The sequence below is a fragment of the Adhaeribacter swui genome (assembly GCF_014217805.1).
GTDB classification, from domain to species: Bacteria; Bacteroidota; Bacteroidia; order Cytophagales; family Hymenobacteraceae; genus Adhaeribacter; species Adhaeribacter swui.
In genome coordinates this window covers 3,673,560-3,689,463 of the sequence record NZ_CP055156.1, presented here as the reverse complement: position 1 = coordinate 3,689,463, position 15,904 = coordinate 3,673,560, and the positions used below count along the sequence as shown (strand labels likewise).

Genomic DNA, 15,904 nt, shown 5'->3' with positions numbered 1-15,904 from the left:
CTTCAGGTTTATAAGCTAATTTTTAAAAAATTTAAATTTCTGAAACTTAATTAACCGCGGATTTGGCTAGCATTAAAGTCCGAATGTAGCCCACCGGCGCATTGCCAAAACTTAAAAATTGCTCATGAAACTGCTTCAGGTTAAATTCTTTGCCTTGCTTTTTCTTCATTTCTTCGCGTAAATCATAAATCTCGGTATAACCAGTAAAGTAGCTGGATAGTTGCACTTGCGATAGCGTGGCTCTTCTCCACTTTTCACGGGCTTCGGTTTCTTCCTGAAAGCCTTCGTTTATTAATAAATTCAGGGCTTCTTTTTCGCTCATGTTTAAAACGTGTACGCTATAATCCAGAATGGCATTCAGGGTTACCCGTAAATTCCACTTGTACCAGCTTAGCCACATCTTGGGAGCATTATTGCCGTAGCCTTCTTCCAGCATCATGCGTTCGGCGTACACGGCCCAACCTTCTATCATGGCACCACTACCCAGCACGGCTTTAACCACCGAAGGCGCTTTATTGGCGTAAACCAACTGGGTATAATGGCCCGGTATAGCTTCGTGAATATTTAAAATCTGCAATTGGTAATGGTTGTATTCCCGCAAATAACTCTCGGCTTGGGCGGCGGTATAATCGTCTAAAGGGGTTACATTGTAATACGTATTGGCACTTTTATCGTAAGGACCGGGAGCCGATATAGAAGCACCGGCTACCCCGCGCATGTATTCCGGAGTAGCCCGTACTACTAAAGGTTTACTCGGATCTTGGGTTAGTAGTTTTTTCTTATTTACAAAATCTACAAGCTGCGGAATTTGTGCTTTTACCGCAATTAAAAAAGAATCGCGGGAGACGTGCTTCTCGGCAATTTTGCTCATTATTTGTTTTACACCGGCTAGGCCCGGCACCAAAGGTTTGTCCGGGAAATAAGTTGGCCAAACCTTTTGGGTTAATGCCAGCATTTGGCGGTGCAGCTCGGCTTTATGCGCTAAAGCTTTTTGGTAAACTTGCTCGGCGGTATAGCCCGATTGAATGTCGTGTTTAAATTTTTGAGTAAAAAGTTCTTTCCCAATCCGGAAGCTGCGCCCCTGCCCTTTGCGGATTGCCGGTAGTTTTTCGTTTTGTAAGTAAGCAAGGTAGCTGTTTATCTCGGTTTTGGCGGTAGCAATTCTGGAATTTAAAAAATCTTTCTCAAAAGGTTTTAAGCGGGCAATTTTTACCGAATCGGCTAAATCGTTTAACACGGTTAAAGCGCCTTTATTTTGCAGAATGGCTAATTGGGTATGTTCTTGCGTCGGATTTTTTAAATTATTTTTGGCCGCTTCGTAATAGGGCACTACGTGTTCTATTTTAAAAGAAATACTCCGCAACCGATTGGTTAAACTATCATGGCGGCCATTTAAAATTTCGGCTACGCCATTTCCAATATTATACTCGGCGGGGTTCCACTCTACGGGTTTTAGAACAGTAAGGTACCAAATGCGGCCATCTAAAAAATCATCCAGCATCCGGTAATCTGTTTGGTTGTTTTGCGATAAGCTGGTTAATTTTATTTGGTGCAGGTCGCGGCGCATGGATTCGTACGACTTTACTTCATCGGCTATGCGTTGCGGGGTTACAATTACCAGCTCTTTATCGTACTTATGATACCCCACCGAGGTAGCCCACTCCGGATTGAGCCGCCACAACTTTTCTAGTAAAGTGGCTTTTAACGCATCAAATTGCTGATCCGGGGTCGTCGTTTCACCCGATTCTTTTACTTTCTGCCGGTCGCAGGAAAAAATAAATACCGTTACAAACAACACTAAAAACAGGCGCAGACTACCTAACTTCATACAGGTCTCGAAAATAAAAATAAACTTTTAGCAACGGCCCAACACTTTATTATTGAGCCGCCAAACAGAACCGGAAACAAGAATTAATAAAACCCGAAAATTTAAAAATTTAAAAAAATCGCCGGATGAGCCACATGACTACACTCAGCAATATACTTACCAGAATCATACTGGTGAGTGGTGCGTAAAATTTAAAATTAGGTTTTTCAATTCGGATATCGCCCGGCAAATGGCCGAACCAGCTAAGTTTATTGCCAGTCAGCCACAACAGCAAGCCAAAACCAACAATAACTAAACCTACCAAAACCAGATATTTACCTAAAGGCTGCATACTACTTAAAATAAGTACAAGTAATTACGGGGCGCAAAATATTTACTGAACATACGCAGAATGCTGCTTATTAGATATTAGCGTACAGGCTGAAATCAGAATATAAATTTTGCTCCGATGGCCAGCGATAGTATATCTGAAGGCTTTAAAGATTTATTAGTTACTACACTTAGTACGGCCAGATCATGGGTTCCTGCCTCCAGGTAAGATTTTACTGTTTTTATACCGGTAAATGCATATTTTTCGCTAACCTTTTTACTTACGGCCGTGCTGATAAATGGAATTAACCGGAAACTGGTCGTCCAGAAATAATAACCATCCGGATAGTGTTTTGGCAGAGAGGTGTAAAACTGCGGGCCCAAAGAATAACTAATGCCCAACCCAAACTGAAAAGGCTGCCAGGAGTAACGGGAGTTCAGCCTTTTTTTCCAGCGCGCGTACGTAAATTTTCCGGTTAAAGAATGAATACTAGTACCGGCCTCAAAGCCGGGCGTAAAGCCGTACAAAAAATCCAGGTCTATTTTATCATCTTTTAACATATACCCAAACCCCGCCGATAAAAACCCGATGTTACCCGCAAACTGCAAACTTACTTGTTGGGGTATGTACCATTTTTGTTTAATTACAATAGAATCAGCCTTTTGAGCCAGGCTGGTAGAGCTACCCGTTACTAGTAAAACCAAAGCCAGAACTAAATATTTCATTTTCATGGCTTAAAACTTAATCCGTTCAAAACTTACTTTTTCCCCGATTACCGTTACCACAATAAAATTCCGGTTCTGAATGGTATCGGCCACCAGGTAATATTGTCCATCGTTAAATGGCTGGCCAAACCGAAAGCTGTGCTGGTGCCCGTGAATAGAATAAGCCACCTGATGAGTACGGATTAAACGGGCAAACTCAGGCGTTAAATCCTTGTCAAAATCGGCATCAAACGGCGGAACATGCGATACCACAAAGGTATTTTGGTATTCTGATGAACGAACCAGGGCTTGCCGCATATAATCCATATCCGGAACCGGATAATCAAACTCCAACGAATTCGTATTTAAAAAAACAAAATAATTGCCGGCTATCTCAAAAGTAAAATCCATGGGACCGTACATGGCTTCGTAAATTTTTACGCCGTTTGCTACACAATCGTGGTTGCCGATTACGGCCAGGTAGGGCATGGTAAACTTATTTGTGCGGGCCACCTGCCAGCGGTATTCTTCTTGTAAACCAAAGTCGGTTAAATCGCCGCAGTTTATAGTAAAATCAATGCGGTGCGTAGTTCTGGAATAATTATTTATGGCTTTTACGGCATCTTCCAACTCATCGTAATACCGCTGGTTATCTGAGAGTACCGCAAACCGTAACGTATCTTGCGGCTGCAGTTTTAAGGCGGCAATCCGGTCTAAATTCTTTTTATTTAAATTTCGCTGTTCTTCTTTTAAATGAACTTGGTACGGACTAAAATCGAATTTTTCGCAACCGCCACTTACCAGCAAAAACCAACAACTTAGCCAGAACAGCCACTTACGATAGGGTAATAAAGGAGGCATAATATTTAAGCAAAAAAACAAAAGTGCAAGAGACTTGCCTTTTAGTAAGTTTAACCAAGTTAAACCTGATTTGTTTTTTAAGTTTTTCCTAAAGAATAAAGCTGATTTTTAATCAAACTGAAAAACAACTTTACCGTCTTCGTTTATTTTTAAAATAGCGTCGAACTTATTTCCGGTTTTGGGGGATAAAAATCCTTTAATTTTCGGCGTTTTACCTTTTACCAGTAAATCGGCTACATGCTTATCCGTTAAAGTTTTGCTGGCTATAACAAAAGGAATAATAAACGAACAACCCTCCCGAAAACGGCTGCAGCCGTAAGCCGAATTGCCTTTTAAAATTTTCCCGAGGCGGCATTTAGGGCATTGTTCAAACGGGTCGGCGCCGGCTTTCTTTTCGGCAACTTGCGGCTTTAAGTTTAAGTTTTCGTCGAGCATCAATACCGCATCCATTTTATCGGAACTGCCGGATAGGAGCAACCCTTTTAATACCGGGGTTTTTCCTTTTTTCAGTAAACTGGCCAGGGCTTTAGCGGGTATTTCTTTACCGCCAAATTGCAGGGGTAACCTAAAACCGCAACCTTCTTTCCAGCGCGAGCACCCGTAAGCCTGCGAGCCTTTTAAAACCTGACCGCTTTGGCACGCCGGGCAAGTACCGTAACCAGCGGTGGGCTCCGCTCCTGCTTTCTTTTTTAAATTTTTCTCTTTGGCTTCCGTTGGCTTGGCTGTTGGCGCAGCGGAACTACTTACGGGTTTGGGCTCCAGGGTAAGTACGGTACGGTCGATCTTTACTTCCTGCACCATTTCGTGCACCAAGTGCTTTAACTCCGTTAAAAAAGCCTCCGGCGAAAAGCTGCCGTTCTCAATCTGCCGTAATTTTTTTTCCCATTGGCCGGTTAGCTCCGGCGATTTAAGCGTTGGGTTTTTGATTAAGCCAATTAAATCAATGCCCATGGGAGTAGGTATAATTTTCTTTTTTTCTTTCCGGATGTACTCCCGCTTAAATAAGGTTTCGATAATGGCGGCCCGGGTAGATGGGCGACCAATGCCGTTTTCTTTTAAAGCTTCTTTTAACTCTTCGTCCTCAATTTGACGGCCAGCGGTTTCCATGGTGCGGAGCAAAGTGGCTTCGGTGTAATCTTTGGGCGGACTGGTCATTTTCCGGTCGAGTAAAGGTTGATGCGGCCCGTGTTCGCCTTTTAAAAAAACCGGTAAAATAGCGGTTTCCTCTTCTTTCTCCGGGTTATCGCCTTCGCCGGACGATTTTTTTTGATTTTCTTCTTTTTCGTAGATAACGCGCCACCCTGGCTCCAGAATCTGGCGGCCTTTGGCCCGGAACGTATACTTGGCTATTTCGGCAGTAACGGTTGTATTACTCACAATACAATCGGGGTAAAAAGCGGCCAAAAAGCGCTTTACTATAATATCGTACACGCTGGCTTCCGGACCGTACAAATTGCCGGCGCCGGCACCGGTAGGAATAATAGCGTGGTGATCGGTAACTTTGTTGTTGTTAAATACTTTGTTGGTTTTCCGGATTTTCGATTGCAGCAAAGGCGCAGCTAAAGCCTGGTAATTTGTTAAACCCTGCAGAATGCCAGGAATTTTGGGGTACATATCGTCTGGCAAAAAAGTGGTATCTACCCGCGGGTAAGTAACTACTTTTTTCTCGTATAGGCTTTGCACCGTTTTCAAAGTATCGTCGGCCGACAACCCCAGTTTATTATTGCACTCAATTTGCAAAGAGGTTAAATCAAAAAGGCGCGGCGGGCTTTCGGTGCCTTTTTTAGTTTCAATTTCCGTAATGGTTAATTCTTCGGGCAGAATGGCATGTAAAATAGCCTGGCCTTTGGCTTCCTCTAAAAATTTACCGGTAGTGCTGGCAAAAGTAGTTTCGCGGTAAACGGTTTTTAACTCCCAGAAAGGCTCCGGCTTAAAATTCTGAATTTCGTGGTAGCGGTTTACGATCATGGCCAGCGTGGGCGTTTGCACCCTGCCTAACGATAAAAGCTGCCGCCCTTGCGCGTATTTAATCGTAAATAAACGCGTGGCGTTAATTCCCAGCAGCCAATCGCCGATAGCCCGGCTTTTACCCGCCTGGTACAGTAAATCAAACTCCGAGCCTTCTTTTAAATTTTGAAAACCTTGCCGGATGGCTTCTTCGGTAAGCGACGAAATCCAGAGCCGTTTAAAAGGTTTCCGGAATTTAGCCTCCGTTAGTACCCACCGTTGAATTACCTCTCCTTCCTGGCCGGCATCGCCGCAGTTAATTACCAAAGTAGCTTGCTCCAGTAATTTTTTAATTATTTTAAATTGTTGTTCTACGCCTTTGTTTTGCAGCAACTTAATACCGAAATTATCGGGCACCATGGGCAACTCGTGGATGCTCCAGCGTTTCCATTCGGGCCGGTAATCTTCGGGCTCGCGCAACTGGCAAAAATGGCCAAAGGTCCAGGTTACCTGGTAACCATTGCCTTCGTAATAACCGTCTTTTTTAGATTTGGCGCCAATTACCTGCGCTATTTCGCGGGCAACACTCGGCTTTTCTGCAATACAAACTTTCAACTTCCAGGTGGTTCTGCTTTAACGTTCCGCTTTTAACGAATTGCAAAAATACGGCTTCTGTTTTTAAAATACGTAAACCATCCCCGATATAATATAACCGGGCCTGAAAACAAAAAGGGCATCTGGTAGTGATGCCCCTTTTAAAACAAGAAATTAATGAAAGGTTATAATTCGTTTACCGGATTAAAAAATGAGCTTCTTTAACCTGGGTATTGGTGCGGTTATCCATTAAATTAAAACGCAGCAAATAATGGCCCGGCTCTAAACCTGTCGTATTTAAAGTAGTGTCAACAATTACCGGATTGGTTTTAGGAAACTTTTTGTAGCCCCAGATAACCGGCGAAGCTACGCCCTGCGATATTTTAAGCACTTGCACTTCCATTTCTTTAATCCGGTCTTTATCGCTGATAACAGATTTAATCGGAATGATTTTGCCGCGGTTAAACAAACTATTATCGGCGGGCGCTTGCAACTGAATAGCCGGGGCTGATCCATCCGGTGCCGTATCCGAGTCGTTTAAGAGTTCGGTGCAGGCACTAAACAGCCCCACTCCTATTAAAATAAAAAAGCTAAAAAGTAATTTTTTAAAAATTTGCATCATTACTAAACTTAATCGGGTTCTGAATTTTAAAACTTTGATGATCTAAATTGCATTTTTAAAGCAAGCCATTATGCCACCCTTAAATGTTGCTATATAGCATTATAGCGGGTTTACACCGCTATACTTTCGCCGCGCAACCAGCCGCCGCACCAGCTCTACTTTTGATTGTTTTTATTAATATTTAACAACCATGCAATAAAAACCTTTATTCAGAGGTATTTAGTTTTATCTAAGCGCTAATTTTTTAAAAAATATCTTTACTTATAGCTAATTCTTTAAATATTAATATAACCAACAAGGCATTAGCAGTTGAACATTTCTAATTTATTTGTCGTACACAGAAATCCAATCGGGGTAAGGCCGATTGGTAAATTAATTGAACTATTAACTAAATACATGTCAATTATGAGAACTTACGAAGATTCAGATCCATCATCATTCAATAGTTTCCGGAGCGGAAACGAAAACCCAAGACGCGATAATTCAACCCGTAACGAATTTGGTACGAACCAGGCCAGTATGCGCCAAGGTTCTAACGAAGGTACCTCAGACCACTGGTCTAATTCGGGTCCTAATCAATATTCAGCTTACCAGCCTTTTAACCGGCAAAACGATCAGCAAAACAATAATTGGTCGCAAAATAACCAACGGTATAACCGCGATCAATTTGATAATAACCGGCAATATAACCAAGGCCATTCTTCCGGCTTTGGCAATCAGCAATCCAATTTCCGGAACGATAATAACCGCTTTAACCAGCACAACGAACACCACGACTGGCAACGGTCACAAAACCGGAATAACAACGACGACCGCAACTTTTTTGAACGCGCCGGCGACCGGATTCAGGATACCTGGAACCGCTGGACCGACGACGATGATAACAACAACTTTAACCGCGGCTTGCAGCAGTTCCGGAACCAAAACCAACATAACCAATCACGGTTCAACAATTTCGACCAAAACAGCACCCGGCATTCGTCGGATTACAACAACCAGAACAATTTTAACCAAGGCCGCAGCTTTGATTCAGACCGTTATCAAAACCGCCGCAACCAGCACGAAGACGAAGGATTTTTCGACCGGATGGGTAATAAAATTAGCCAGGCTTGGAATAATTTTACCGGCGATGATGAAGAACGCCGCTACCAGGAACGAGGCAACATGAACAGCCAGCACCACTGGAACAATACGTTTAACCAAAACCGGGGACATCAGGAAGATAATCCGCGCCGGAATTTTAACCGCAACGATGGCCCTCCTTATAATTATGGCTCTTCTTCGGAGCGCGATTATGAGTGGTAAAAATTAAAAAATTTAAAAAAGAAAAAGCCTTGCATCAGAAATGCAAGGCTTTTTTGTTGACTCTGAATTTAAAAATTTAACAATGGGAAATAGATTTATGAAAATCAGGCTGTAATCTTTAATCTGCTGGCTTATTAAGCTTTGGCTGGTTCGGTTTCGGTAGCCGCTAGTTGCCCCTCTTCAACTTCTAAAGGTAAGTGGTAGCTGGCCGCGTATTGTCTAAAATCTTCCGGCGACCATTTTACGTCTTTTAAAATACCGTTAGCAATGTCGTAAACCAAACCGTGCAAACGCAGGGGTTTACCGGCGTTTATTGCATTTTGCACAATGGTAGTTTTGTACAAATTATTAACCTGCTCAATTACGTTTAACTCCACGGTTCTACGGAAACGAGCGTCTTGATCCGTTATTTCGTTTAATTCATCCTGGTGATTACTAATTACATCTTTAATATTGCGTAACCAGTTATCAATTAATCCATACTGTTGGTCGCCCATGGCCGCTTGTACCCCGCCGCAACCATAGTGGCCGCACACAATTACATCCTGCACCCCCAGCACCTCTACAGAGTACTGCAGCACCGATAGTAAATTTAAATCGGTATGTACAACCACGTTGGCAATATTGCGGTGCACAAACATTTCGCCGGGCTCGGTACCAGAAACGTTGTTGGCTGGTACCCGGCTATCGGAGCAACCAATAAATAAATAACGCGGTTTTTGTCCTTTAGCTAAGTTTTTAAAATAGTTGGGGTCGTTCTGCATTTTTTCAGCAACCCACTTGCGGTTATTTTCAAATATTTTTTCCATAATAATCAGTCAGGTTAGGTGTTTTTTAATGGGCATTGGTTGAAACTACTTCCGGTATGTCTTTTAAATGTACCTGGATATTGCGCTCTTTGGCATTTACCTTAAAGCTTTGAATGGCATCCAGCACATCGTAGTCAATGAAAGTAGATTTTGAGCCATCTACGATTACTTCGCAGTTATCGGGCAGATGGTGTAAGGTTAATAGAATACTGGCTTTATTTAAAAAACTAACGTTTTCGCTTAATTGTAACCGGATAACTTCGTTTTGATTGTGGTTTTCTTTATGAAAAAAGTAAGGCGTTTTGTAATTGGCTTTCAGGATAAAGAATACACCAACCGCTAAACCAATAGATATACCTACCAACAAATCAGTAAATAAAATAGCCAGTACGGTTACAATAAACGGTATAAATTGCTCCCAACCCAGTTTAAACTGGCTGATGTACAGGCTGGGTTTGGTAAGTTTAAAACCAACTAACAACAATACCGCTGCTAATGCCGATAATGGTATTTGGTTTAAAAATGCCGACAAAAATAATACGCTAATGAGCAATAAAACCCCGTGTATAAAGGCAGAAAGCTTGGTTTTACCGCCAGAGTTTATGTTGGCTGAGCTTCTTACAATAACCGCTGTCATGGGTAAACCGCCCAGCATACCGCTGATAAAGTTACCTACCCCTTGGGCTTTTAATTCGCGGTTAGTAGGGGTAACGCGTTTCATAGGGTCTATGCGGTCTACCGCTTCTACGCTTAATAAAGTTTCCAGCGATGCAATAATGGCAATGGTAATGGCTAAAATATATACATCCGGGTTCTGGAAGGCTCCCCAGTTAGGCATACTCAGTTGGCCCACCAACTTATCCCAGGTATTCATTTCGGGTAATTGCACCAGGTGTTCGGCACCTACAACCAGGTTAGGAGCATTTAAATTATAAAAGAAATTTAGTCCTAATCCGATTATAACGGCAATAAGGGCCGAAGGCACAAATTTAAACAGTGCGTATTTTTTCAGGCGCGGATTGTCCCAGCCCAGCATAATTAATAAAGATACAAAGCCAATAATTAAAGCGCCTACTTCGATGTGCTCAAAGGCATAGCCCAATTCGGTAAAAGTATTCCGGCCATCAAACTGGAAGAATTCCATTTCGCCGAAGAAATCTTTATCAGCTCCTAAAAAGTGGGGTATTTGTTTTAATATTAAAGTTAAACCAATAGCGGCCAACATACCTTTAATAACACTGGATGGGAAATAATGCCCGATAATGCCTGCTTTTAAAAATCCCAGCACTAATTGCAGCACACCCGCAATTACCACAGCTAATTGAAAAGCTTCGAAAGACCCTACTTTGTTAATGCCGTTTAAAACAATTACGGTTAGTCCTGCTGCCGGCCCACTCACGCTCAACGATGAGCCGCTTAGTAACGAAACTACCACACCGCCCACTACGCCGGCAATAATGCCCGATAATAAAGGAGCCCCCGAGGCTAGCGAAATTCCCAAACACAAAGGTAGGGCTACTAAAAATACCACTAGTCCGGCGGGCAAGTCGCTCGAGAGGTTTTTAAAAATACTCTGATTTTCGGATTTCATTTTTAACTCCTCCGTTTGCTTTTTATATAAGGATGGCATTGTTTATCTAGTTTTATACTTTCCCTGGCAAACTTAGCAGCACTACATTAAGGTGGAATTAAAAGGAAATTAAAATGAGATTAAAAAATGGTGGGAAGGGAAATCAACACTTCTGTTCCTACGTTCAGTGCCGAATTAATTTGAATGTAACCTTGGTGTACTTTGATAATTTTTTCGGATAAAGGTAATCCAATGCCATGTCCCGAAATATCGCGCACATTATCGGCCCGGAAAAACGGAACAAACACGTGCTTCATATCTTCTTCCTTAATCCCAACGCCACGGTCTTTCACTTTTAGCTGTAATTCCCTATCGGTTACGTTGATAATAGCAGAAATTAAACCTTGTTTCGGTGAAAATTTGCAGGCATTTTCTAAAACATTTATAACGGCGATCAGCAACAAGGGTTCGTTGGCATAGCAAAATAACTTGCTTTCGTCTTCGGGTAAGTTTTCGAAGTTAATTTCAATATTGGCGTTGGGGTGCCGTTTCTGTATTTCTTCCGTGGCCGTATAAATTATTTCATCAAAACGCACCTTATTTAACATGATTTTAGAAATCTCGAAGCTTGCCTGGGCAATTTGCAGCAAGCCGTTAGAAAGTTGCGTTAAAAGTTGTGCTTCTTTTAAGGTGGCCCACAAAACGCGTTGGTATTCTTCGTTGGCGCGTGGTTTCATTAAAGCTACTTCCAATTCCCCGATCATGGCGGTTAAAGGTGTACGGAGTTCGTGCGAGGCATTGGAAAGAAAAGTTTTTTGCATTTCAAAAGCTTGCTCCAGGCGGTCCAGCATTTTGTTAAAAGTAAGCGCTAAATGCGACAATTCGTCTTTGCCGTTGGCATCGGTCAGGCGCAGGTGCAAATCCGAAGCGCTAATGTTTTCTACTTCGCGCACTACTTTGGTAATAGGCCGCAAGGCTTGTTTCGAAAATAACCAACCCGCTGCCAACACAATAACATTAGCCACCAGGCAGCCCATTAATAAAATTAAGCGCAACTCCAGCAACTGCTGCCGGCTGTTTACATCAATAGAAGAAGCAATAACTAAATACAACTCCTGGTTTTTGTTGTCGCGGTACTGAATACCTACTAAGTGCCGACCATTTACTAACTGCACTACTTCTTTGCCCTGGCGCAGCTCGGCTAATAACTCGGTGTTTACCGGCAAAGTATCTTCGCCTTCCTGAAACACCAAGCGCCCGTGCTGGTCGAAGACATAAACAATTTCGTGCGGCAACGTTTGATTGTATTGCCGCAAGATGCGGCGGTAGGTTTCCTGGCTTACCCGGTTAGCATCGAGGTACACGTGGGCTACAATATTGGCGCGATTTTTTAAATTTTGCCGAAAATCGTTTTCCTGATACAACGCTACAAACACGTAAATAAACAGCGAAAACAAGATGAGGATAAATGAAAAAATACCCGCGAACTGCAGGGTTAATTTCGTGCGAATGGTCATTTACTTCAGGTTTCTTTAATAACGTACCCCATACCTACCAGCGTGTGAATTAACTTAGTCGCATGATCTTTATCAATTTTCTTACGCAAAAAGTTAATGTACACGTCGATTACGTTGCTGCCCGTATCAAAAGAAGTTTCCCAAACGTTTTCAATAATATCTACCCGCGAAACTACCCGGCTTTTATTGCGCATTAAATACGAAAGCAAGGCAAATTCGCGCGCGGTTAAGGTTATGGGTTGGTTATTGCGGGTTACTGTTTTGCGAGCCATGTCTAACTCTAAATCAGCAATTTTTAAAATTTCGGTACTGGGGAAATCATTTTTACGCCGGGTAAGCGCCCGGATGCGGGCCAGTAATTCCTGAAACTCAAATGGTTTTACCAAATAATCGTCGGCGCCGGCATCTAAGCCTTCAATTTTGTCGGTGGTGTTACCCAAGGCCGTAAGCATTAAAATAGCCACCGAAGAATTTTGCTGCCGGATTGCTTTACATACTTCCAGCCCGTTTAACTGCGGCAAGATAATATCCAGAATAATTAAATCGTACGGTTTTTCCAGGGCTAGGCGTTTACCAATAAATCCATCATAAGCTTGATCTACGTCGTAGGATTGTTCTTCTAAACCTTTTTTTATAAAAGAAGCTACTTTGGGTTCATCTTCAACTAAGAGTATTTTCATAGGCCAGGCAACCTTTATGGGTTACAATTCAAGGTAAAACTTATTTACAGGATTAAGTAACCGCCAATATACGGCAAATGTTCTCAGTTTATCGCAAATGAGGGAGCTGCTGGGTACTACTTTTGCTCTTATGATCAGTAATTTTTATTTGACTGCTTTAAACTAGCGGCCGCAAAATGCGCACAAATTGCCTGTAATTACCTGAAAATATCTTTTTTTAAAATCCGACATTTTTAAATTTTTAAAATTCCTTGGGATTAAATTCTACATCATGAAGGCTTAAAATAGCTTACTCCCGATAAAAGTAAAGGGGAACTAACTACAGGCTAGTTCCCCCATAATTTTTATTAAAAAGCACAAACAAACCCACACTTTATAACTCAAACGTAAAGCCTTTTTCTTTTAATTTCAGGTAAATGCTAGAATTAAAACGGTACAAGCGCGCAGCCCGGTGGGCTACGCCAATCTGGGTTTCGTCGAGTTGTTCGAGCAAGTTCATTTTCAGCAGTTTTTTCCGGAAGTTGCGGGTATCAAAGGTGGTGCGTAGTACGGCTTCGTAAAGCTCTTGCAGTTGCGTTAAAGTAAATTTTGGCGGTAACAACTCAAAGCCAATAGGCTCGCTGCGCACTTTACTTTGCAAATGCTGCAAAGTAACGTTTAAAATATGCTTATGATCAAATACCAATTCGGGTAAATCCGCGATATCAAACCAATTAATTTCGCTGGCATCGGGACCAGCTTTTAAATCGTCGGTGCGGTATTTAATCAGGGCGTAAAAAACAATGGTAATAACCCGGCGCCACGGAAAGCGGTTTACCTGCCCAAAAGCTTGCACTTGTTCCATAAAAACGTTCGACATGCCCGTGGTATCGTGTAAGGTACGCATGGCCGAATGTTCTAATTCTTCCGAATCGAGCACAAAGCCCCCTGGCAAAGCCCATAAGCCCGGCGAGGGTTCAATGTTTCGTTTGAGCAGCAACACTTTTAATTTGCCATTATCGAGGCCAAAAATCACGCAGTCCGTAGAAACAGAGGGAATAATATCTTCAGGTTTAAAATTTAAAATTGAACCGGCAAACTTTGTTTTTACCATAGTAATACGTGGAGATTAATTGCTTAAACACTGAGTACCAGTATTTATTTTTTTTATGTGGTTGTAAATAAATGCGGCGTTTAAATTATTATAATTTTTAAAATATACGCGCATCAGCCGGTTAAAATTACGTTTTAAAAATTGGAATAATAAAGATTTAATTTTAATATTGTATCTTTTACAATAAGCCTTACAAGACAGTTAGTTTATCCTTAAATAATTGCTCATCCGGAATTATTAAATGTAAATTTTTATAACTAGGTTTAACGCCTTTTTCAACTACTCTTTAATTAAAAAGTAAACACAAACTTTAAAAAGATAAAAATGTATTTCTACTGGTGCGGGAAATACCCGGCCGGCAATTCTAAGTTTACATTTTTTCTGATATAAAAACGCGATGTATTTATTAGGATACGACATTGGCTCTTCTTCGGTAAAAGCAACATTAATTAATGCAGAAACTGACGCCGTTTTACGCTCAGCTTTTGCGCCCGCCCAGGAAATGGGCATGATTGTAAAACAAGAAGGCTGGGCCGAACAAGACCCTGAACGGTGGTGGCATTACCTGAGCGAAGTAACGCACCAGGTTATCCGCGAAAGCCGCATCCAAGCCTCTGACATTAAAGCCATTGGCATTGCTTACCAAATGCACGGCCTCGTAGTAGTAGACCAAAACCAACAAGTGCTGCGCCCTTCCATTATCTGGTGCGACAGCCGGGCGGTGCGTTATGGCGATAAAGCATTCCGGGAAATAGGCGCGGAAACTTGTTTATCATGCTATTTAAATTCGCCGGGTAATTTTACCGCTTCCAAGCTAAAATGGGTAAAAGAAAACGAACCGGAAATTTTTAAAAAAATAGATAAGTTTATGTTGCCCGGCGATTACATCGCCATGAAGTTATCGGGCAAAGTACAAACCACGGCTTCCGGTTTATCCGAAGGTATTTTGTGGAATTTTCAAAAGAATGAACCTGCCTTCGATTTACTCGACTACTACGGCATTCCGGCCCAACTTATTCCGGAAATTGTACCTAGCTTTGGTTTACAGGCCGAAGTATCCAGTAGCGCAGCGGCAGAATTAGGTTTAGCAGCGGGCACGCCCATTGCTTACCGGGCCGGCGACCAACCCAATAACGCTTTTTCGTTAAACGTACTGCACCCCGGCGAAATAGCCGCTACGGCCGGTACTTCCGGGGTAATTTACGGCGTAAACAACCAGTTTACGTATGATCCGGAGTCGCGGGTAAATACTTTTTTACACGTAAACCATACCACCGAGCAACCCTCTACGGGTACTTTACTGTGCGTAAACGGCACTGGTATTTTAAATTCGTGGCTGCGGAAAACGGTATTTACTTCCGAGAAAGCCAACGCCAGCTACAGCTACCAAGAAATTAACGACTTAGCCCAGGCCGTACCGGCCGGCGCCGAAGGCCTTTTGATCTTACCTTTTGGAAACGGAGCCGAACGTTTTTTAAAAAATAAGCAGGTAGGCGCCCACATTGCCGGTTTATCTTTTAACCAGCACACCCCGGCGCACTTAGCCCGAGCCGCCCAGGAAGGAATTATTTTTGCCCTGCGTTACGGGTTCGATATCATGAAAAATATGCAGATTAATGCCCGCACCGTAAAAGCCGGCGATGCTAACATGTTTTTGAGCCCCTTGTTTGCGCAAACTTTTGCCACCGTTACCAATACTACTGTAGAGCTGTATAATACCGATGGTTCGCAGGGCGCGGCCCGGGGGGCTGGCGTGGGTGCCGGTATTTACGCTGATTATTCCAAAGCTTTTGCGGGTTTGCGCCGTACACGCGCCGTAGAACCCGAATTGGCCTTACAGGAACAATACGAAGCTATTTACCAAACCTGGCTCGCTGAATTACAAGTGCAACTCAACCGCATTCAGGACTAATTTTAAAAATTTTAAATTTTAGCCGTAAAATCAACTTATTAACCCTCGTTATAAATCTCCACTAAATTCCGCTTTGCAGTTTGCTGGCGGGATTTAAAATTTTTAAAATCTATTTTACATTAAAATTACTTAAATCATTAAAAACCTTAATT

General features: G+C 42.3%; 13 protein-coding genes. 2 read left to right on the top strand and 11 right to left on the bottom strand.

Annotated elements, in window-relative coordinates:
• Nucleotides 1-46: 46 nt before the first annotated feature.
• The 6 genes from HUW51_RS15515 to HUW51_RS15490 all read right to left on the bottom strand — a co-directional run bounded on the left by HUW51_RS15515 (nt 47) and on the right by HUW51_RS15490 (nt 6,866).
• Nucleotides 47-1,828 (bottom strand): DUF885 domain-containing protein, encoded by a 1,782-nt coding sequence (locus tag HUW51_RS15515; RefSeq protein ID WP_185270545.1) that lies wholly within the window; start codon nt 1,826-1,828, stop codon nt 47-49.
• Between the two features lie 109 nt (nt 1,829-1,937).
• Complete coding sequence (locus tag HUW51_RS15510; protein ID WP_185270544.1) at nt 1,938-2,159, bottom strand: DUF2905 domain-containing protein; 222 nt, start codon at nt 2,157-2,159, stop codon at nt 1,938-1,940.
• Nucleotides 2,160-2,254: 95 nt separating this feature from the next.
• The gene (locus HUW51_RS15505) at nt 2,255-2,869 is read right to left on the bottom strand and encodes a hypothetical protein (protein WP_185270543.1); all 615 of its coding nucleotides are present in this window, start codon (nt 2,867-2,869) and stop codon (nt 2,255-2,257) included.
• A 3-nt stretch (nt 2,870-2,872) separates the two neighbouring features.
• The gene (locus HUW51_RS15500) at nt 2,873-3,703 is read right to left on the bottom strand and encodes a metallophosphoesterase family protein (protein ID WP_185270542.1); all 831 of its coding nucleotides are present in this window, start codon (nt 3,701-3,703) and stop codon (nt 2,873-2,875) included.
• Between the two features lie 108 nt (nt 3,704-3,811).
• Entirely contained in the window at nt 3,812-6,265 is a 2,454-nt protein-coding gene (locus HUW51_RS15495; RefSeq protein ID WP_185270541.1) for a type IA DNA topoisomerase, read from the bottom strand.
• Between the two features lie 175 nt (nt 6,266-6,440).
• Nucleotides 6,441-6,866: a hypothetical protein gene (locus HUW51_RS15490; RefSeq protein ID WP_185270540.1), complete on the bottom strand. Its 426-nt coding sequence runs from the start codon at nt 6,864-6,866 to the stop codon at nt 6,441-6,443.
• Nucleotides 6,867-7,271: 405 nt separating this feature from the next.
• Between HUW51_RS15490 and HUW51_RS15485 the strand changes: the two genes are divergently transcribed.
• Complete coding sequence (locus HUW51_RS15485; protein ID WP_185270539.1) at nt 7,272-8,171, top strand: hypothetical protein; 900 nt, start codon at nt 7,272-7,274, stop codon at nt 8,169-8,171.
• Nucleotides 8,172-8,305: 134 nt separating this feature from the next.
• On the opposite strand, the gene HUW51_RS15480 is transcribed toward HUW51_RS15485, so the two are convergent.
• From HUW51_RS15480 to HUW51_RS15460, 5 genes are all read right to left on the bottom strand, one after another.
• Nucleotides 8,306-8,980, bottom strand: a complete 675-nt coding sequence (locus HUW51_RS15480; RefSeq protein ID WP_185270538.1) for a carbonic anhydrase — start codon at nt 8,978-8,980, stop codon at nt 8,306-8,308.
• 25 nt (nt 8,981-9,005) lie between these two features.
• A complete protein-coding gene (locus HUW51_RS15475) occupies nt 9,006-10,571 on the bottom strand; it encodes a SulP family inorganic anion transporter (RefSeq protein WP_185274559.1) in 1,566 nt (521 codons plus the stop codon).
• A 119-nt stretch (nt 10,572-10,690) separates the two neighbouring features.
• Nucleotides 10,691-12,067: a HAMP domain-containing sensor histidine kinase gene (locus HUW51_RS15470; protein WP_185270537.1), complete on the bottom strand. Its 1,377-nt coding sequence runs from the start codon at nt 12,065-12,067 to the stop codon at nt 10,691-10,693.
• Between the two features lie 5 nt (nt 12,068-12,072).
• Nucleotides 12,073-12,747: a response regulator transcription factor gene (locus HUW51_RS15465; protein WP_185270536.1), complete on the bottom strand. Its 675-nt coding sequence runs from the start codon at nt 12,745-12,747 to the stop codon at nt 12,073-12,075.
• Nucleotides 12,748-13,120: 373 nt separating this feature from the next.
• On the bottom strand, nt 13,121-13,840 hold the full coding sequence (locus HUW51_RS15460) for an NUDIX hydrolase (protein ID WP_185270535.1): 720 nt from the start codon (nt 13,838-13,840) through the stop codon (nt 13,121-13,123).
• Nucleotides 13,841-14,237: 397 nt separating this feature from the next.
• Here HUW51_RS15460 and HUW51_RS15455 point away from each other — a divergent pair, with 397 nt between their 5' ends.
• Nucleotides 14,238-15,752 (top strand): xylulokinase, encoded by a 1,515-nt coding sequence (locus tag HUW51_RS15455; protein WP_185270534.1) that lies wholly within the window; start codon nt 14,238-14,240, stop codon nt 15,750-15,752.
• Nucleotides 15,753-15,904: the final 152 nt, after the last annotated feature.

Bases quoted from the DNA above. Each gene is read 5' to 3' on its own strand.
- HUW51_RS15515 (WP_185270545.1), bottom strand. From the start codon at position 1,828: ATGAAGTTAGGTAGTCTGCGCCTGTTTTTAGTGTTGTTTGTAACGGTA.
- HUW51_RS15510 (WP_185270544.1), bottom strand. From the start codon at position 2,159: ATGCAGCCTTTAGGTAAATATCTGGTTTTGGTAGGTTTAGTTATTGTT.
- HUW51_RS15505 (WP_185270543.1), bottom strand. From the start codon at position 2,869: ATGAAAATGAAATATTTAGTTCTGGCTTTGGTTTTACTAGTAACGGGT.
- HUW51_RS15500 (WP_185270542.1), bottom strand. From the start codon at position 3,703: ATGCCTCCTTTATTACCCTATCGTAAGTGGCTGTTCTGGCTAAGTTGT.
- HUW51_RS15490 (WP_185270540.1), bottom strand. From the start codon at position 6,866: ATGATGCAAATTTTTAAAAAATTACTTTTTAGCTTTTTTATTTTAATA.
- HUW51_RS15485 (WP_185270539.1), top strand. From the start codon at position 7,272: ATGAGAACTTACGAAGATTCAGATCCATCATCATTCAATAGTTTCCGG.
- HUW51_RS15480 (WP_185270538.1), bottom strand. From the start codon at position 8,980: ATGGAAAAAATATTTGAAAATAACCGCAAGTGGGTTGCTGAAAAAATG.
- HUW51_RS15475 (WP_185274559.1), bottom strand. From the start codon at position 10,571: ATGAAATCCGAAAATCAGAGTATTTTTAAAAACCTCTCGAGCGACTTG.
- HUW51_RS15470 (WP_185270537.1), bottom strand. From the start codon at position 12,067: ATGACCATTCGCACGAAATTAACCCTGCAGTTCGCGGGTATTTTTTCA.
- HUW51_RS15465 (WP_185270536.1), bottom strand. From the start codon at position 12,747: ATGAAAATACTCTTAGTTGAAGATGAACCCAAAGTAGCTTCTTTTATA.
- HUW51_RS15460 (WP_185270535.1), bottom strand. From the start codon at position 13,840: ATGGTAAAAACAAAGTTTGCCGGTTCAATTTTAAATTTTAAACCTGAA.
- HUW51_RS15455 (WP_185270534.1), top strand. From the start codon at position 14,238: ATGTATTTATTAGGATACGACATTGGCTCTTCTTCGGTAAAAGCAACA.